Origin of the sequence: Streptomyces sp. NPDC001401, from assembly GCF_042895385.1 — a bacterium.
Lineage (GTDB): Bacteria > Actinomycetota > Actinomycetes > Streptomycetales > Streptomycetaceae > Streptomyces.
Window position 1 is genome coordinate 339,585 of sequence record NZ_JBIAWI010000002.1, and the last position, 18,380, is coordinate 357,964.

The 18,380-nt window shown below is 70.8% G+C and carries 15 protein-coding genes; 9 read left to right on the forward strand and 6 right to left on the reverse strand.

Features of this window, described 5'->3' with window-relative positions; genetic code table 11:
- Nucleotides 1-80 precede the first annotated feature (80 nt).
- Nucleotides 81-4,463, forward strand: coding sequence for an FtsK/SpoIIIE domain-containing protein (locus tag ACFY10_RS09230; RefSeq protein ID WP_390664431.1), 4,383 nt, complete (start codon nucleotides 81-83; stop codon nucleotides 4,461-4,463).
- Between the two features lie 66 nt (nucleotides 4,464-4,529).
- Here the strand turns inward: ACFY10_RS09230 and ACFY10_RS09235 are convergent, their stop codons facing one another.
- From ACFY10_RS09235 to ACFY10_RS09245, 3 genes are all read right to left on the reverse strand, one after another.
- Nucleotides 4,530-5,147, reverse strand: a complete 618-nt coding sequence (locus ACFY10_RS09235; RefSeq protein ID WP_361260609.1) for a hypothetical protein — start codon at nucleotides 5,145-5,147, stop codon at nucleotides 4,530-4,532.
- A 63-nt stretch (nucleotides 5,148-5,210) separates the two neighbouring features.
- Entirely contained in the window at nucleotides 5,211-5,501 is a 291-nt protein-coding gene (locus ACFY10_RS09240) for a hypothetical protein (RefSeq protein WP_388823661.1), read from the reverse strand.
- Nucleotides 5,502-5,679: 178 nt separating this feature from the next.
- The gene (locus tag ACFY10_RS09245; RefSeq protein WP_390664432.1) at nucleotides 5,680-6,141 is read right to left on the reverse strand and encodes a hypothetical protein; all 462 of its coding nucleotides are present in this window, start codon (nucleotides 6,139-6,141) and stop codon (nucleotides 5,680-5,682) included.
- 174 nt (nucleotides 6,142-6,315) lie between these two features.
- Between ACFY10_RS09245 and ACFY10_RS09250 the strand changes: the two genes are divergently transcribed.
- From ACFY10_RS09250 to ACFY10_RS09285, 8 genes are all read left to right on the forward strand, one after another.
- On the forward strand, nucleotides 6,316-7,272 hold the full coding sequence (locus ACFY10_RS09250; protein WP_390664433.1) for a CHRD domain-containing protein: 957 nt from the start codon (nucleotides 6,316-6,318) through the stop codon (nucleotides 7,270-7,272).
- A gap of 169 nt (nucleotides 7,273-7,441) precedes the next feature.
- Entirely contained in the window at nucleotides 7,442-8,401 is a 960-nt protein-coding gene (locus ACFY10_RS09255; RefSeq protein WP_390664434.1) for a DUF1996 domain-containing protein, read from the forward strand.
- Between the two features lie 101 nt (nucleotides 8,402-8,502).
- Nucleotides 8,503-9,075: a sigma-70 family RNA polymerase sigma factor gene (locus tag ACFY10_RS09260; RefSeq protein WP_390664435.1), complete on the forward strand. Its 573-nt coding sequence runs from the start codon at nucleotides 8,503-8,505 to the stop codon at nucleotides 9,073-9,075.
- Nucleotides 9,072-9,785, forward strand: a complete 714-nt coding sequence (locus tag ACFY10_RS09265; RefSeq protein WP_390664436.1) for a zf-HC2 domain-containing protein — start codon at nucleotides 9,072-9,074, stop codon at nucleotides 9,783-9,785. The genes ACFY10_RS09260 and ACFY10_RS09265 overlap by 4 nt, the downstream gene beginning before the upstream one ends.
- Before the next feature lie 604 nt (nucleotides 9,786-10,389).
- Nucleotides 10,390-11,196: an SDR family oxidoreductase gene (locus ACFY10_RS09270; protein WP_390664917.1), complete on the forward strand. Its 807-nt coding sequence runs from the start codon at nucleotides 10,390-10,392 to the stop codon at nucleotides 11,194-11,196.
- Between the two features lie 6 nt (nucleotides 11,197-11,202).
- Complete coding sequence (locus ACFY10_RS09275; protein WP_390664437.1) at nucleotides 11,203-12,540, forward strand: NAD(P)/FAD-dependent oxidoreductase; 1,338 nt, start codon at nucleotides 11,203-11,205, stop codon at nucleotides 12,538-12,540.
- An 89-nt stretch (nucleotides 12,541-12,629) separates the two neighbouring features.
- Nucleotides 12,630-14,117 (forward strand): cytochrome ubiquinol oxidase subunit I, encoded by a 1,488-nt coding sequence (locus ACFY10_RS09280; RefSeq protein WP_390664438.1) that lies wholly within the window; start codon nucleotides 12,630-12,632, stop codon nucleotides 14,115-14,117.
- The gene (locus ACFY10_RS09285) at nucleotides 14,117-15,157 is read left to right on the forward strand and encodes a cytochrome d ubiquinol oxidase subunit II (RefSeq protein ID WP_390664439.1); all 1,041 of its coding nucleotides are present in this window, start codon (nucleotides 14,117-14,119) and stop codon (nucleotides 15,155-15,157) included. Before ACFY10_RS09280 ends, ACFY10_RS09285 begins: the two co-directional genes overlap by 1 nt.
- 10 nt (nucleotides 15,158-15,167) lie before the next feature.
- Here ACFY10_RS09285 and ACFY10_RS09290 read toward each other — a convergent pair whose 3' ends face one another.
- From ACFY10_RS09290 to ACFY10_RS09300, 3 genes are all read right to left on the reverse strand, one after another.
- Complete coding sequence (locus tag ACFY10_RS09290) at nucleotides 15,168-16,748, reverse strand: GMC oxidoreductase (protein WP_390664440.1); 1,581 nt, start codon at nucleotides 16,746-16,748, stop codon at nucleotides 15,168-15,170.
- Between the two features lie 173 nt (nucleotides 16,749-16,921).
- The gene (locus ACFY10_RS09295; protein WP_390664441.1) at nucleotides 16,922-17,437 is read right to left on the reverse strand and encodes a gluconokinase; all 516 of its coding nucleotides are present in this window, start codon (nucleotides 17,435-17,437) and stop codon (nucleotides 16,922-16,924) included.
- Nucleotides 17,434-18,378: a cyclase family protein gene (locus tag ACFY10_RS09300; protein WP_390664442.1), complete on the reverse strand. Its 945-nt coding sequence runs from the start codon at nucleotides 18,376-18,378 to the stop codon at nucleotides 17,434-17,436. Before ACFY10_RS09300 ends, ACFY10_RS09295 begins: the two co-directional genes overlap by 4 nt.
- Between the last annotated feature and the right edge of the window lie 2 nt (nucleotides 18,379-18,380).

The following is an 18,380-nucleotide window of genomic DNA, read 5'->3' on the forward strand; positions in this document are numbered from 1 at the left end:
GGCCCGGCCTGCCGTCGCCGTCCCCACTGCGTACCTCCGCACCCCCCGCATACCTCCGCGTGCACCGAGGAGCACCGACCATGCGTCTGACCGTCACCGCCGTCGACCCGCAGCAGGGCCAGACCGCGGACATCGTGATCGAGGCCGATCCATCGGTTCCGGTCGGCGAGCTCGCCGAGGAGCTCCGCCGGCGGCTGCGCGGCGGTGACCCCGACGCGCAGCCGGTCCTCTTCCACAGCGGCACCCCGCTGCCGTACGACCAACCCGTGGGCGCCACCGGCCTCAAGGCCGGCAGCCTGCTGTCCCTGGACGTGCCGGTGGCCGTGCCCGGCCGGGAGCCGGACGGGGTCGCGGAGGTGCGGGCGGTCGGTGGTGCCGACGCCGGGGCCGTGTTCCGGCTGCCGCCGGGCGACTACGAGATCGGCGCCGCCGACGCCTGCCGGATCCGGCTGACCGCCGACGGCCTCGCCAAGACGGCCGCCCAGCTGAAAGTCCTGGCCGACGGCACCGCGACCGTGCGGTCCGCGCCGGGTGAGGGGGTGCTGCTGGACGACACCGCCGTACCCGACTGGACGGAGTGGCCCGCAGGCGGTGTCCTCGAAGTGGGCCCGGTCCTGCTGGAGCTGGCCGCCCCCTCGTTCCCCGACGCCGCCCTCGTCCCCTCCGAGGACGGCGTCGGTCTGGACTACAACCGTCCGCCGCGGCTGCTGCCGCCGCCCGTGCAGAACCGGTTCAAGCTGCCGGTGCCGCCCGGCAAGCCGGCCCGCAACAAGCTCCAACTGCCGCTCATCTTCGCCCCGTTGGTGATGGCGGGGGTCTCCGTGCTGCTGCTCGGCAACCTCCGCTTCCTGATCTTCGGTCTCCTCTCCCCGGTCATCGCCCTGGTCAGCCAGCTCTCCAACAAGAAGCGCGGCAAGGAGAGCCACCAGGAGCAGGTCGCCGAGTACGAGAAGAAGAAGGCCGAGCTGGAGGGGGAGGTGGACCAGGCGGTGCTCGCGGAGCAGCGGGCCCGGCGGACCGCGAGCCCCGACCCGGCGAGCACCCTGCTCATCGCCGCCGGTCCGCGCCTGCGGCTGTGGGAGCGGCGCTGGCGCGACGACGACTTCCTGCTGCTGCGCCTCGGTGTCGCCGACCGGCCGGCCTACGTCGAACTCGACGACCCGGCCGAGGCGGAGCACCGCCGCCGGATCACCCGAATCACCCGGGCCGTGCCCGTCACCGTTCCGCTGCGCGCCGCTGGAGTGCTGGGCGTCGCGGGCGGCGACGCCGCCGAACCGCTCGTACGCTGGCTCGCCGCCCAGGCCGCGACCCTGCACAGCCCCTCCGACCTGCGGATCTGCGTGCTCGCGGGCAGCAGTGGCGAGGACCGCTGGTCCTGGGTGCACTGGCTGCCGCACACCGCCCCGCTCGGCGAGGACACCCGCAGCCTGGTCGGCGCGACCACCGAGTCCGTGGGCCGCCGTATCGCCGAGATCTGCGCGCTGATCGCCGCCCGGCAGGCCGCCGGGAACCGCGGACCGCGCGGGGGAGCGGCCGGCGAACCGGACGTCCTGGTCGTCCTGGACGGCGCCCGCAGACTGCGCGCGCTGCCCGGCGTCATCCAGATCCTGCGGGAGGGGCCGGCGGTCGGCGTGTACGCGGTGTGCGTGGACGACGAGGCACGGCTGCTGCCCGAGGAGTGCCAGGCCGTGGCGGTGGCCGGGCCCGACGGGCGGCTGCGCGTCGAGCAGACCGGGGCCGACCCCGTGGTCGGCGTGCTCATGGATGCGCCGGGCCGCGCCTGGTCCGTCGGCGTCGCCCGCGCCCTCGCCCCGTTGCGGGACGTGGGCGACGACGCCGAGGAGAACCTGCTGCCCGGCTCCGTACGACTGCTCGACGTGCTCGGTCTGGAACCGCCGGTGCCGGACGGGGTCGCCGCCGGCTGGGTTCTCAACGGCCGTAGCACCAGGGCGGTTCTGGGCGAGGGAGTCGACGGGCCGTTCTCCGTCGACCTCGCCGCGGACGGACCGCACGGACTGATCGCCGGGACCACCGGCTCCGGAAAGTCAGAGCTGCTGCAGACGCTGGTGGCGAGCCTCGCCGTCGCCAACCGGCCCGACGAGTTGAACTTCGTCCTCATCGACTACAAGGGCGGCAGCGCGTTCGCCGAGTGCGAGGACCTGCCGCACACCGTCGGCATGGTCACCGACCTGGACACCCACCTGGTGGAACGGGCGTTGGTCTCGCTCGGCGCCGAACTCAAGCGCCGCGAGCACATCCTGGCCGGGGCGGCCGCCAAGGACATCGACGACTACACCGACAAGCGCACCCGGCGCCCCGAGCTCGCACCGCTGCCCCGACTGGTGCTGGTCATCGACGAGTTCGCCTCGATGATCCGCGAACTGCCCGACTTCGTCTCGGGGTTGGTCAACATCGCGCAGCGGGGCCGCTCCCTCGGTATCCACCTGATGCTGGCCACCCAGCGCCCCTCCGGCGCGGTCACCGCCGACATCCGCGCCAACACCAACCTCCGTATCGCTCTGCGCACGACGGACACCGGCGAGAGCCGCGACATCATCGACGCCCCCGACTCCGGCCAGCTCTCGCCTCGCACCCCGGGACGGGCCTACGCCCGGCTCGGACACGCGGCGCTGCTGCCCTTCCAGACCGGCCGGATCGGCGGCCGGCGCCTCGACCCGACGGCCCTGGACGAGGAGCACGCGGCCCCGGTCCTCACCGAACTCCACTGGGAGGAACTGGGCGACCCGCTGCCCCGTGCGGCCGTCGCGGAGCTCGCCGTGCAGCCGGTCACCGACCTGTCGGTGCTGGTGGAGGCGGTGCGCGGGGCGGCGGAGCAGCTCGCCGTACCGCCCGCGCGCCGGCCTTGGCTGCCGCCGCTGCCCGACACACTGGCGCTCGCCGACCTGGCCTCCTCCGACGCCGCCTCCGAACCCGGACACCTCGCCCCCGTCGCGTACGGCATGGTCGACGTGCCGGCCGAGCAGGCGCAGCGCGAACTCGCTTTCGATCTCGACCGGATGGGCCATCTGCACATCATCGGCTCGCCCCGCAGCGGCCGTTCCCAGACGCTGCGCACCCTGGCCGCCGCCCTGGCCGGGGCGCACGGCACCGCCGACGTCCACCTCTACGGCCTCGACTGCGGCAACGGCGCCCTCCAGGCCCTGACCGGGCTGCTGCACTGCGGCGCGGTCGTCGACCGGGGCGAGACCGAGCGGGTGGTGCGGCTGCTGTCCCGGCTCACCGGCGAGGTCGGCCGGCGCCGTGCGCTGCTCGGCCGGCAGGGCGTCGCGGACCTCACGGAGCTGCGCCGGATCCTGCCCGAGGAGCAACGGCCGCCGCACGTACTGCTGTTGGTCGACCGGTTCGAGGCCTTCGAGCGGGACTTCTCCGCGTACGACCAGGGCAGTGTGATGGACGCGATGACGCTGCTGATGCGCGAGGGTGCGAGCGTCGGCGTGCATCTGGTGCTAGCCGGTGACCGGGTGCTGAGCCAGAGCCGGTTCTCCTCCACCACGGAGGACAAGCTGGTGCTGCGGCTCAACGACCGCAACGATTACTCGATGGTGGGCCTGACCGCCCGTTCCGTCCCCGAGGACCTCCCCGCGGGCCGCGCCATCCAGCCCAAGGACACGACGAACGCCCAGATCGCACTCGTCGAAGGCACCGACCCGAGCGGCGCCGCCCAGGCCCGCGCCCTGGTCGCACTGGCCGAGCGGACGACGGAGCGGGACGCCGAAGTCCCGGACGGGCGGCGGCCGTTCAGGGTAGACGTGCTGCCCGACCGGCTCGGCTTCGAGGAGGCGCTGGAGCGCAGGCCCCGTAATGTCTCCCCGCTGTGGGCGATGGTCGGCGTCGGCGGCGACGAACTCTCCGCGCAGGGCACCGACATGTCCCAGGTCCCGTCCTTCGTGATCGGCGGACCGCCGCGCTCGGGCCGCAGCACCGTGCTGCTCACCATGGCCCGATCGCTGCTCGACCTGGGCACGAAGCTCGTGGTGATCACGCCCCGAACCTCGCCCCTGCGGGGGCTCTCCGGACATCCCGGTGTGGTCGAGGTCTTCACGGACTCCGACGTCGAGGTGGCCGCCTTCCGCGCGGCGCTCGGCAGGGTCGACTCGCCGGCCGGCGCGATCCTGGTCGACGACGCCGAGCTGATGATCAACTCGGAGCTGGACAACGACCTGGCCGCCCTCGCCCGGGGCAGCGCGGGCGACGGCTGGGGCCTGGTCGTGGCCGGCAACAACGAGGTCCTGCTCGGCGGCCTGTCCGGCTGGCAGGCCATCGTCCGCCGCAACCGCTGCGGAGCGCTGCTCGCCCCGCGCTCGGCGAGCGACGGCGAACTCGTCGGCGCCCGCGTCCCCCGCGGCATCCTCGGCGAGGACAGCGAACCGGGCCGCGCCCATCTCCAGCTCGGCGACGGCCGGTTCCTGACGGTACGGGTGCCGGAGACGACGGTGGACTGACCACTGCGCCCGTACGAAAGGGCCCTGCCGTCCGACGGACGGCAGGGCCCTTTCGTCTCCCCGCGCCTAGCGCGCGGCGCCGACCGGCGCCTCCTCCCCGAACGCGAACGTCGACGTGATGGCGTCGAAGAGGTCGTAGAGCTGGTCGGCCAGCGGGATGTTCGGGCTGAAGCAGGTGATGATCAGCACGCGTCGGCTGTCGGGCACCGGCACCACCGTGTGCATCACCACCAGCTTGTACGAGACGCCCGCGGCGACCTCGCTCTCCTCGATGCCGACAAGCCGGCCGACCTGCCCGGGACCGGGCAGCGTCTCCGTCGTGAACGTCCGCGTCGTGCCCTCGCCCCGGCGGTCCCCGGTGGCGGAGAACTGCTTGGCCAGGCCGTGCGCGGAGAAGTCCTCGCCGGGCGGCGGGGTGATGCTGAACACCAGCAGACCGGCCATCAGCAGGCCGTCCTCGTACATGGTCGTGGTGCCCGCGGCGTACACGGCGCCGCGCCTGCGGGCACCGTCCATGATCCGCCGAGCATTGCGGAAGGCCTGGTTGACGACGTCCCGCGTCGGCTTGTCGGGGGTCTGCCGCAGCAGCTCGGCCCGGCGCTCGGCGAGTGTGTCGCCGCTGAGGTCGTACTCCGTCCAGTTGTCCGGGATGGCGATCCCGAAGGTCTGCGAACCGTTGGTCATGGGGACCGTGCTCCTTGGGTTGGTCGCGTCCGGTTGGTTCGTCACGTTCGGCCGTCGCCGTCGTCAGGACTTGCTTCCGTCATTGCCGTCGAGCGCCGACGCCTGCTGGTTGTCGGCGTCCGCGAACGCCTTCACGATGGCCTCGCAGGCTTCCCTGAGGTCCTTGCTGTTCCGCTTGAGCTGGGTGCGCCCGTCGTTCCACTTCTTGTCGAAGTTGCTGCCCGCGTCGACCAGGGGCCGGCCCACGGCGTCGGCGTCGAAACCGCTCGACCTGGTCTCGATCAGGTCCATCACCTGCCGCAGCAGCGTGCCGAGGCGCTCCACCTCGTCTCCGGGCATGTTGATCTCGGCCATGGGCTCCTCCCTGGGTGCGTGGTTCGGCGGGCTTGTCCTGCCTCGCACCAGGAACGGGACCCGGGGCGGGGCGGTTCAAAGCCCGGGCATGTCAAATGTGCGGGCACGAAAACGCGGACGGCACGCGGGCCGTCGACCGGCGCTCGCGTGCCATCCGCGTACGAAGCGACGGGTGCTCTCAGGTGTCGTTCCGCACGAGCTTGCCGTCCGCCCGCACGACGAACCACTGCCCGTCCAGGCCCTGCCCGTTGACGTCACCGGGTGCCGCGTCACCGACGTAGTAGTAGAGCGGCCAGCCGCCGTACGTCGTCTGCACGGCACCGCCCGACTTCTTGGCCTCCTGGATCAGTGCGGACTTGACGCCCTTCCCGGCGGAGGCCTTCGCGCCGCCGGTCAACGCGGGCCACACGGCGATGCACTTGGCGTCGCAGTTGCTCGCGCCGCCCTTGTCCTTGGTGAAGGCGTACAGGGTCCGGCCCTCGCCGTCGACCAGGATGGAGCCGAGCCCGGAGTCCTTGACGGCGATGGCCTCGCTCTTGCCGCCGGACCCCTGGCCGGCGCCGCCGTCGTCCTTGCCCCCGCCGCAGGCGACCAGCCCCAGAGCCAGCGGTATCGCGATCAGAGCCGTCCGTGCGCGCATTGTGATGACCTCTCTCAGCCGTGAATTGGAGGGGGTCGCATCCCCGCGACCCACACGTGCCGAGTCGGTTTCGGGTTCAGTTTTCTTCTACGGCAATGGAATTGAACCGGTTGCTGCGTCCGCTCGTGTTTCCGGCACTGCACTGGACCGAAAACCGAAACGACGGAGAAAAGAATGCGCAAGCTCTCTCTCGCGGTGTCCGCAGCCGTGTTCGCCACCGGACTGCTCGCCACGTCCCCGGCACTTGCCCACGAGGGCCACGGCTCGCACGGCGCCATGGGCACATCGGAGTCGGCCACGGCCTCACCGCCGCCCGCCGTCTCCCCGAACGAACCCGCCGTCTCCCTCATCGCCCAGCTCTCCGGCGACCAGGAGGTGCCCGTCAAGGGCGGCCCCGCTGTCGGCGACCCGGACGGCAAGGCCGTCGCGCTGGTCAAGGTCAAGGGCAACCGCATCACCTTCGCCCTCTCCTGGAACGGCATCGACCGCCCGACGCTGGGCCACATCCACCAGGGCGCCACGGGCACCAACGGCGATGTGAAGGTCGGTCTGTTCACCACTCCCATGCCGTCCACCGTGCAGTCCGCGGCCGGCCAGACCTCGGTGACCGACGCGGCGCTCGCCCGCCGACTGCGCACCGACCCGGCCGACTTCTACGTCAACCTGCACACCAAGGAGTTCCCCGGCGGTGCCGTGCGCGGTCAGCTGCGGCCGCTGGCCAAGCCCGTCAACCCGCTCAGCATCATCCGCGGCGGCAAGCTGCGCGCGCTCGCAGACGGCGGCCAGGAGGTGCCGACCGGCGACCCTAAGCGGGTCGGCGATCCGGACGGCCACGCGGTCACGTTCCTGTACCCCGGAAGCAGCCGCGTCGGCTACTCCGTGGCCTGGGTGAACATCGGCGAACCGCTCGCCGGTCACGTCCACCAGGGCACGCTGGGCCGCAACGGCGACGTGAAGATCCCGCTGTTCGTCACCCCGGTCCCGCAGAACATCTTCGCGATCTCCGGCACCGTGAGCGTCCAGGATCCCTCGGTCCTCGCCCAGATCAAGAAGTCCCCGACCGGCTTCTACGCCAACCTGCACACCGAGGAGTTCCCCGACGGAGCGGTCCGCGGCCAGCTCTTCCGCTGAACCGCCGTTCAACAACAGGTGAACCACCGTTCAGTAACAGACGGCTTCCGGGCGGACGACCTTCAAGAATCAGTCATCGTTCCAAGCGAGACTTGATTGGTCTAGACGTTACTGCGACCCTGCTCGCGTGTGGATTCGACTCTTCCGTTCAAGAGCCCGTCTACTCCGGATGGTTCTGCCCGCGGCCGTCGGTGTGTCGGCCGTCCTGGGAGCCGGTCTCATCGTCGCCGGCCGTCCGTCCGCGGCCCAGGCCGCGCCGGCCGCCGACCGTTACGTCGACATCGCCTCGGTCGCCCGGGTCTCCTTGCCCGCCGTCCTGCCGGACGCCTCCACGGGTACGTACACCGAGGACTGCGGCCGCAACGAGAACGCCCACCGCAACGCGGACAACCTGGTGGTCTCACCCGGCGTCTCGGGCTCGGCCCATCATGTCCACGACTACGTGGGCAATGTGTCGACCACCGCCCTGTCCAGCAACGAGAGCCTGGCCGCCGCCCGCACCACCTGTGTCGGCGGCGACCGCTCCACGTACTACTGGCCGGTGCTGCGGCGGCTGGACCGGGCGGGGGCGGACGCCCACGCCATGGGCGGCGGGGCGGACGGCAACACCGGTGAGATCCTGACGCCGGTCTCGGTCGGAATCGAGTTCCGCGGCAACCCGGTGAGCAAGGTGGTCGCCATGCCCCGGTTCCTCCGGCTGGTCACCGGCGACCCGGTCGCGGTGATCGTGGGCGACGCCAACGTGCGTGCCCAGTGGGGCTGTTCGGGCTTCACGGACCGCTTCACGACCAGGTACACCCTGTGCCCGCAGGGCAGTGGGCCGACCCGCACCCTGGACTTCCCCAGCTGCTGGGACGGTCTGTCCACGGACAGCCCCGACCACCGTACGCATGTGGTGTTCCCGGCGGCCGACGGAGTCTGCCCGCACGCCACCTTCGCCGTGCCGCAACTGCGCATCACCCTCACGTACGCGCTGCCGCAGGGCACCCCGTACGCGGTGGACTCCTTCCCGGAGGAGAAGCGCGACCCGAAGACGGACCACGGCATGTTCATCGACGTCATGACGGACCGTCGGATGTCCGCGCTGGTCGGCTGCCTCAACGAGGGCCGGCACTGCCGACCGGAGTGACGCCGGAGCCTGGCGTGAAAAAAGTTCCGAACTCGATCGAACCGACTCCGGCTGCCACCCGTGTACAGCGCGTCAGCTCAGGAGAGGACGGGAGAAAGTGGATGGCGGCGCTGTGGTCCCGCGCTCGGGACAAGCAGAGAACAAGCGACGAGGTACTGATCCGCTCCTTGTACGAGGAGCACGGCCGGGCCCTGCTCGCTTACGCCCAGCGGCTCACGGGTGACCATGCCGCCGCGGAGGACGTGGTCCAGGAGACCCTGATCCGGGCCTGGAAGAACCAGGAGGCCCTGGTCAACGGCAAGGGCTCGGTGCGCGGTTGGCTGCTCACCGTGGCCCGCAACATCATCACGGACCGGTTCCGGGCCAAGGCGGCGCGGCCGCAGGAGGTCGCCGAGTCCGTGAGCACCACCCCGGTGGAGAAGGACCACGCGGAGGGCGTGGTGGACTCGATGCTCGTCATGGAGGCCCTCGACCAGCTCTCCCCGGACCACCGGGACGTGCTCAACGAGATCTACTTCCAGGGTCGCAGCGTCGCCGAGGCGGCCGAGACTCTCGGAATACCTCCCGGGACCGTGAAATCCCGATCACACTATGCGTTGAAACAGTTGAGGGACCTGTACAGAGACAAACCGAAGACCGCGAAGCTCGTCGCGTTGAAGGAGGTGGCGGCATGAGCATCAAGGAGCACGACAGCGCACTGCTCGGCGCCTACGTCCTCGGCACGCTCGACGAGCGGGAAGTGCGGGCCGTGGACGAACACGTGGCCTCGTGCGACCGGTGCCGCGAAGAACTGGACGGATTGCGGGAGATGGAAGCGGCACTCGGTGAGGTGCCGCCGGAGGCGTTCCTCGACGGTCCGCCGGAGGGCGGCGATCTGCTGCTGCAGCGCACGATCAGGCAGGTGCGCAACGAACGCGACGGAGTGGAGCGCCGGCGACGGACGGTCCTGGCCGCGGTCGCCGCGGTCGCTGCGGCCGCCGTACTGGGCGGCGGTGTGCTGATCGGCCGGCAGATGGGCGGAGACACCAGCTCGGTCGCGGACCCCCCGACGCCCTCGATCACGGCGACCGCCACCCCGCCCGCCGGTACCCGGCTCGCCTCGGGCACCAGCGCCTCGACGGGCAGCCGGATGACGGTACGGGTGACCCCGGCCGCGTCGTGGGTCCGGGTGAACGCCTCGGTGGCCGGCATCCCGGTGGGCGAGCACTGCCGCCTCATCGTGGAGAGCAAGGACGGCAAACGCGAGGTCGCCGGCAGCTGGGTCGTCGCCGACGAGGACAAGGGCGCCAACCTCGACGGTTCGGCGGCCATTCCGATCGACGACGTCGCCAAGGTCCGGGTGGAGAACGACCAGGGCAAGGAATACGTCTCCCTGAAGGTCTGAAACCGAGTGATTCCGGCCGCGCAGAAACCCTGCGCGGCCGGTCCGCCCTGCGCCGAGGACAGGTACGGCCACACGTGGACGCCGAGCGCGCCTCGTTCGACATCCACGCCACGATCCCGACCACGGAAGAGATACGCGTCGAGGCCCGCTTCGCCGGCCCGGCAGTACGTCGACGGCATCGGCCTCCGCCACCACTGACGGACCGACCCGGCTGACGGCACAGGACATCGACCGCTTCGACTGGCTGCCGAGCACGGTGGCCGACGTGTACGTGGCGGCAGATGGAGCAGGTCGTCCGGCGAACTGTCGGTGACATACCGGTGCGGCGGGCCGCGGCGTACGAAGGCGGTTTGGGATCAGCTCGTAGCCCGATCGTATGACGTGCCCGGCCGAAGTGCGGCTGCCTTGCGCGCCGGTCAGTCCCCCCGCGACGCAGGGTGCTTTCGTCGGGGGGCCGGGTGTGCGACGGCTCCGGTGCAGGTCCTGACGGGTCGGCCGACGTCCAGCCATTCTCCTGCGCGTCGTCCGGTTGCCGAGGGCGTCCGTCCGCAACGCAGAAGGAGAGATCGTGGTGACAGCAAACGTCAGCGAGAGGCGCAGGGCGATGCCCGCGCAGCTTCTCAGGGGCCAGAAGGCGCTGGTGACCGGTGCCAACTCGGGCATCGGCCTGGCGACCGCCATCGCTCTGGGCCGGGCCGGAGCGGACGTGGTGGTGAACTACGTCGTCGGTGCGCACGAGGCAGAGAACGTCGTGAAGGAGATCGAGGGCTTCGGGGTCCGCGCCTACGCCCACGAGGCCGACGTGTCCGACGAGGACCAGGTGACCGCCATGTTCGCGCGGATGGTCGAGGAGTTCGGCACCATCGACATCATGGTGGCCAACGCGGGCCTCCAGCGGGACGCAGCCCTGACGGACATGACGCTGGCCCAGTGGCAGAAGGTCATCGACGTCAACCTGACCGGCCAGTTCCTTTGCGCGCGGGAGGCCGCCAAGGAGTTCATGCGGCGCGGTGTGGTGGAGGAGGTCTCCCGTTCGGCGGGAAAGATCATCTGTATGAGCTCGGTCCACCAGATCGTCCCCTGGTCGGGGCACGTCAACTACGCCTCCTCCAAGGGCGGTGTGGGCATGCTGATGCAGACCCTCGCCCAGGAGCTGGCCCCCCATCGGATCAGGGTCAACGCGGTCGCACCCGGCGCCATCCGCACGCCGATCAACCGCGACGCCTGGTCCACCCCCGAGGCCGAGGCCGACCTCCTGCAGCTGATCCCGTACCGCCGCGTGGGGGACCCGGACGACATTGCCGACGCCGTCGTCGCCATGGCATCCGACCTGCTCGACTACGTCGTCGGGACCACCCTCTACGTCGACGGCGGAATGACTCTTTTCCCCGGGTTCGCCACCGGAGGCTGATCTCCGATGCAGGATCACGTCACGCCCCGCCGGGTGGTCATCCTCGGCGGAGGGTTCGCGGGGCTGTTCGCCGCCCGTGCCCTACGGAATTCACCGGTCGCGGTGACTGTGGTCGACCGCCGCGCCCACCACCTCTTCCAACCGCTGCTGTACCAGTGCGCCTCCGGGATCCTGTCCGAGGGGCAGATCGCACAACCGCTCCGCGGCGTCCTGCGGCGCCACCACAACGTGCACTGTGCGCTCGCCGAAGCCACCGACGTGGATGCCGGCGCCCGGCTGGTCCACGCCCGGCGACCCGAGGGCGGGGCCCTCGTGCTGCCGTATGACGATCTGATCGTCGCGGTGGGTATGCGCCAGTCCTACTTCGGGCACGACGAGTTCGCTGCGCACGCCCGCGGCATGAAGACCCTGGACGACGCGCTCGATGTCCGCCGACGGATCTACCGGGCGTTCGAGATGGCCGAAACGGCCGCGGACGACCGGGAACGGCAGCAATGGCTCACCTTCGCGCTGGTCGGCGCAGGGCCGACCGGTGTCGAACTCGCGGGACAGATCCGGGAGATCGCCGGGCACACGCTCGAGCGGGAGTTCCGGACGATCGACTCCGCCAAGGCCCGGGTGCTGCTCTTCGAGGGGTCCGACGCGGTGCTGGGCGCGTTCGGCCCTCGACTGGCCCGCCGTGCGGCCCGAACCCTGCAGGGTCTCGGTGTGGAGCTCCACCTGGGCACGACGGTCACCGACATCGGCGCGGACGGCCTGACGGTACGGGACCATGACGGCAGGACGACTCGGTTCGACGCACGCACCGTGCTGTGGACGGCGGGCGTCGAGGCGCCACCGATCGCCGCCGCGTTGGCCCGGGCGACCGGTGCCAAGCAGGACCGGGCCGGACGCATCCTCGTCGAACCCGACCTCACCCTCCCCGGCCATCCGGAGATCCGCGTCACGGGCGACGTGATGAGCTTGAACAAGCTGCCGGGTCTGGCCGAGGTCGCCATGCAGTCGGGTGCGTACGCGGGCCGGAGCGTACGCCACGCCGTCGAAGGCAGGACGAAGAAACCGAAGCCCTTCAAGTACGTGGATCTCGGCAGCGCCGCCTACATCGCCCGCGGCCGGGCCGTGGTCAAGGTCGGCCCGCTGCATGTGTCGGGTTTCACCGGCTGGCTGGCCTGGCTCTTCATCCACGTGGCCTTCCTCACCGGCTTCCGCAGCAGGCTGGGAGCGGTGCTCAGCTGGTCCGTCGCCTTCGCCACCGGCTCGCGCCGCGAACGCGCCTTCACCATGCCCGACACCGACGGGTCGGCAGCCCGGGCGGCCGGGCCGGCGGCGTCTCCGCCCCCCTGAGGACGGGCCCGGCCGGCCCTCCACGGGCACTTTTCCACGCCCTGTCCCCCCTCCGCCCCCCGCACGCAGTGCAGACCATCGAGGCGCACATGCTCAGCACCGCTGTCCTTCTGGCGAACAGCACCCCCGCCCAGCTCCTGCCGGCGCGAGAGCTGATGGCCTTCACCCTGGCCTCGCACATCCTGCTGGTCCCGTTCGGAGTGGCACTGCCGTTCATCACGTTGCTCATGCACCACCGGGGACTGAGCCGCAACGACCCCGTCGCCCTGACCCTCGCCCGGCGCTGGTCGGCGGTGATGGCCGTTCAGTTCGCCATCGGCATCATCACCGGCACCGTGCTGTCCTTCGAGTTCGGCCTGCTGTGGCCCGGCATGATGGGCCGCTGGGGCGATGTGTTCGGCCTCGGGTTCGGCGTCGAGGCATGGGCGTTCTTCCTGGAGGCCGTCCTGATCGCGATCTACCTCTACGGTTGGCGCCGGCTCAAGCCCTGGACGCACTTCTGGCTGGCCGTACCGCTGCCACTGGTCGCCCTGATGGGGGCGTTCGGCATCATCGCGGCCAACTCCTGGATGAACACGCCGCAGGGATTCGGCCTCGACGCCCAGGGCAAGCCGATCCACGTCGACGTGCAACAGGCGATCTTCACACCGATGTTCGGCCCGGAGTACTGGCACTTCGTGGTCGCGATGCTCCTGACCGCCGGCTACGTGGTCGCCGGTGTGTACGCGGTCGGTTGGCTGCGCGGGCGCCGTGACCGCTACCACCGGCTCGGTTTCACCGTGCCGTTCACGGTTGCCGCGATCCTCACCCCGGTCCAGTTCATGCTCGGCGACTCCGCCGCCCGCGCCGTCTTCCACAAACAGCCGATCAAGTTCGCCGCCACGGAGATCGTCTGGAAGACCGACACCCATGTACCGGAGTACATGTTCGGGCGTCTGCACCCCGACGGGACGATCTCCGGCGGCCTCAAGATCCCCCAGCTGGACTCGATCCTCGCCGGATTCAGCCCCGACACCAAGGTGACGGGCCTGTCGTCGGTCGCGGCGAGCGACCGCCCGACGGCGGTTCAGGCCACCATCGCCCACTGGGCCTTCGACATCATGGCCACCATCGGCAGCGTGCTCATCCTGCTGGCGCTCTGGTACGCCTGGTCCTGGTGGCGGCACCGGGACAACCCCGGCAGCCGCTGGTTCTACCGCTGTGCCGCGCTCGCGGGAGTCGCCTGCCTGTTCACCGTCGAGTGCGGGTGGATCACCACGGAGGTCGGCCGTCAGCCCTGGATCGTCTACCAGTACATGAGGGTCTCGGAGGCGGTGACCAGCACCCGCGCCGGATCGCTGTGGGCGATGCTCGGCATCGTCATCGTCGTGTACGTGGCCGTTTTCGGCTCGTTCCTCGCGGTCGTCCTGAAGATGCGTACCCGCTGGCGCATCGCCGACGAGGGCTCGGCCGCCGCGCGCGCCGAACTGCCGCCGGAGACCGACACCCCCTACGGGCCCCGAAGCGAGCCCGAGCCCACAACCGCCGGCACCCTGCCTGGTGGCGGATCCGACCACACCCCTGGCGGTGCGTCGTAATGGCCGAATTCATCGCATGGGTGCTGGTGCTCGCCATCGCCGCCTACGCCTGCGCCGGAGGCACCGACTACGGCGCGGGCTTCTGGGACCTCCTGGCCGGCGGCGCCGAGCGTGGCAAGCGGCCCCGCTGGCTCATCGACCACGCCATGGCACCGGTCTGGGAGGCCAACAACGTCTGGTTGATCTTCGTCCTGGTCATCATGTGGACCGGCTTCCCGACGATGTTCCAGGCCGTCTTCACCGCGATGTGGCTGCCGCTCGCCCTCGCCGCCGTCGGTCTGGTCCTGCGCGGCGCCGGGTTCGCCCTGCGCAAGCCGACCCGCCGCCTGGCCCAACAACGGATCTACGGCGCGATGTTCGCCGTCTCGTCACTGATGACGCCGTTCTTCCTCGGGGCGGTGCTCGGCGGCATCGCCTCCGGCCGGGTCGAGGTCGGCACGACCGCCTCCGCGGATGCCTGGGCCAATGGAACCTCCGTCCTCACGGGTCTGCTGGCCATCGCCGCCACCGCCTTCCTCGGAGCGGTCTTCCTCTGCTCCGACGCCCTGCGGTTCGGCGCGCTCGATCTCGTCGACTACTTCCGCGTGCGGGCGCTGTGTGCCTTGGGCGCCATTGTGGTCCTCGCGCTCATCGCCCTGCCTGTCACGCACGATGACGCCCGCTACGTCTGGGACGGCCTCACCGGGGGCTGGGGCCTGCTGCTGATCATTCTGGCTGCGGTCTGCGGTCTGGCCACGGTGTTGCTTCTGCTGCGCCGGTCCCACGGCTGGTCCCGCCACACCTCGGTGGCGAGCGTGGCCCTGGTCGTCGGCGCCTGGGGCTTCGCGCAGCGGCCCTACGTGCTGCCCACCTCGCTGACGGTGACCGAGGCGGCCGGGGCCACGCACACCCTGCGCTGGCTGGTGATCGTCACCGCCATCGCGATCGTGCTGGTCGGCCCGGCGCTGGTACTGCTCTACCGGCTCGACACGATGGGTGAGCTGGAGGAGCTCACCGACGCCGACACCCGGGCCGCCAGAGCGTCCGGCGACAACGCGTAGCGGCCCCCGGTCAGCTCAGCCGGGCGGCGATGTGGTCGCCGACCCGCAGGGCGTTGGCGATGGCGGTCAGGGACGGGTTCACCGCGCCGATGCTGGGGAAGAAGCTGGTGTCCACGACGTAGAGGTTGTCGAGGTCGTGGGCCTTGCAGTTGACGTCCAGGGCCGAACTGCGTGGGTCGTCGCCGAACCGCACGGTGCCGGCCTGGTGTGCGGTGGCGCCGATCGGCATGCCCTTGTGCAGGTAGATGCTGTGGTCCAGCAGGTGGTGCTCGTGCATGCCCAAGTGCCCGAGCATCCCCCGCAGCTTGTGCTGGAGGCGCTTCAACCCGGCGATGTTGTTCTTCTCGTCGAGGGCCAGGTGGATGGCGCCGTCCTTGTCGAGGGTGACCCGGCTCTCGGGCAGCGGAAGGTCCTCTCCGCAGAGCCAGAAGTCGACGGCGTGGTGGGCCAGTACCTCGAAGGGCATGTCGGGCATGACGGCGCCGGCCCAGCGCGGAGCCTCGCCGTGGATCTGGTCGGCGTCCGACTTGCCGAGCATCTGGATGCCGCCGAGCGGAAACTCCCAGTCGTCCGCGCCCAGGTACCAGTCGTTCAGCGCCAGGGTCTTCTGGAAACTGGTGGGGTTCGGTTCCTTCGACACCGCCATCAGCGCCAGGTTGTTGTGCCGCATGTAGTGGCGACCCACCACGTCCGAGCTGTTGGCCAGACCGGCAGGGTGTTTGTCGCTGGCCGAACGCAGCAGCAGAACGGCGGAGTTGACCGCGCCGGCGGCCACCACCACGATGTCCGCGCTGAATTCCTCGGTCGCTCCGTTGCCGAGTTCGGCGACGACCCTGGTGACGGTGCGTCCGGTCGGGTCGGTCTCCAGGCGCTGCACATCGGCGTTGGTCACCATCGTGACGTTTTCGTACTTCAGCGCCGGGTCGACGCAGATCACCTGCGCGTCGGACTTGGCGCCCATCAGGCAGGGGAAGCCGTCGACCCGGTCGCAGCGGATGCAGACGCTGTCGTGGGTGGCCCGGCCGTGCTCGTCCTGAGTGAGGTTCACGCCGATCGGCAGGTGGAAGGGGTGCAGGCCGGCCTTGCCCAGATCGTCGCTGAGCTGCTGGATACGCGCCTCGTGCTCGACCGGCGGGTAGGCGTACTGCGCGCTGGTCGGCCCTCCGGTGGGGTCCTCGCCGTGCCGGCCGTGCACCAGGTAGAGGTGCTCGGCCTGGGTGTAGTACGGCTCCAGGTCCTCGTAACGGATCGGCCAGGCCGGAGAGATGCCGTCGTGGTGGCGCAGTTCGCCGAAGTCCTCGGGCCGGAGCCGGAAGAGCGCGGCGCCGTAGAACTTGGTGTTGCCCCCGACGTAGTAATTGACCTCCGGCGGGAACTGGTTGCCGTGCTTGTCGTACCAGAACTCCGGGGCACGGTACCTGCCCTTGACGAAGACGGCGGTGGAGTCCCAGTTGTCCCGCTCCCGCGGCAGGTAGCCGCCGCGTTCCAGGATCAGGATCCGCTTGCCGGAGGGGGCCAGCCGGTGGGCGAGCGTGCCGCCGCCCGCTCCCGTACCGATGACGATGACGTCGTAGTGCTGATCGTCGGCCATGAGAGGGTCCCGTTCTAGGAGTCGTCGGCTGTCCTGGCCGAAGCGCCCGTCCAGGGGGCTCCGGGCTGTGCCGTTCCGCACGGACATTCACGCATTCGGGACATTCAGCGCCAATTCCCAAACTATCGGGTGGGTCGGTCGGCGGCGACCCGGCGGAGTCGATCAGGCGCCCGTCACTTCACGGCCCGGACGGCGCGCACCGCCTGGTCGACGAGAGTCTGCGGGTCGGCCTGCGCGTCGACGGTCAGCCCGGGTTCGTCGGGCCGCAGCGGTTCCAGGGCGGCGTACTGGGAATCCACCAGCCGGGCGGGCATGAAATGGCCCGCACGGCCTGTGACCCGTTGGTCGGCGATCGCGCGGTCCAGCGCCAGATACAGGAACCACACGCCTGCGCCTGCCCTGCGCAACTCGTCCCGGTACTCGTGCTTGAGGGCCGAGCACGCCACCACCCCGCCCTGTCCGGCGTCGGTCGCCTCGCGGATCCATTGGGCGAGGGACCGCAGCCACGGGCGGCGATCCTCGTCGTCGAGTGGGCGGCCCGCGGCCATCTTGGCGCGGTTCGCGGCCGGGTGGACGTCGTCCGCCTCCAGGAAGGGCACCATGAGCCGCTGCGCGAGCAGCAGTCCCACGGTGGACTTGCCCGATCCCGAGACACCCATGACCACCACGACCGAGGGTGCCGGGGTCACAGGACGGCAATCGGATTGACCGGCGAGCCGGTGGCGTCCGGCAGCCTCAGTGGGGCGATCACGCAGAGGAAGGACCAGCGTCCCTCCGCCTCGCAGACCGGTGCCAGGTCCTCGAACTGCAGGTAGTCCAGCAGGTGCAGGCCCATGGCCTGGACCGCCAGCACATGCACGGGAAAGTCGACGCCCTCGGTGGAACTCGGGGCCGTGTCGTTGTTGCCGTCGCCGCCGAGCACGGCGACCCGCCGGTCGGCGAGGAACTCCAGTGCCGACGGGTGGAGTCCGGCGCGCTCACGCGCCGCGTGCCACGGCCCGAGTTCGGCACGGCGTCGGCGATGGCCGACGCGGACGAACAGGAGGTCGCCCTCGGTCACGCGGACGTGCTGGGCGGATTCGGCCGCGGTGAGGTCGCCGACCGTCACGTGATCACCCGGTTCGAGCCAGGGCACGCCGCGCAGCCGCGCGATGTCCAGCAGCACGCCGCGCCCCACGATCCCGTCGCGCGCCGCCTCGACCGAGAGCGCCGTGGCCCCGTCCGCGGTGACGCTGCTCGCGGACACGCCGCCGTGCAGGGTGCCGTCGTAGATCACGTGGCAGAGGGCATCGAGGTGGCTGTCGGCGTCGCCGTGCACGTTCATCGCGAAGCTGTCCCTCGCGAAGTGGAGCCCGCTGGACGTGTCGTCGTCCGTCCGGCCGCTCATCCGGTGCTTCGCGGGCTCCGGATTGTCCGGGCCGGGCAGTGTCTCCACCGGCGCGGCGAGCGTCACCGTCCGGCCCGTCCGCACCTCGCGGGTGGCGGCCACCACCCGGGCGGGAGTGAGCGCTTCCAGGGCGCCCCGGTCCCCGGAGGCCCAGGCGGCGCGGGAGAGCAGGTGCCGGTGGAGCACACCGAACTCGTCCTTGGTCAGCCGTGGCGGTCCTGCCGGACGGGCACGGGTGGTCATGG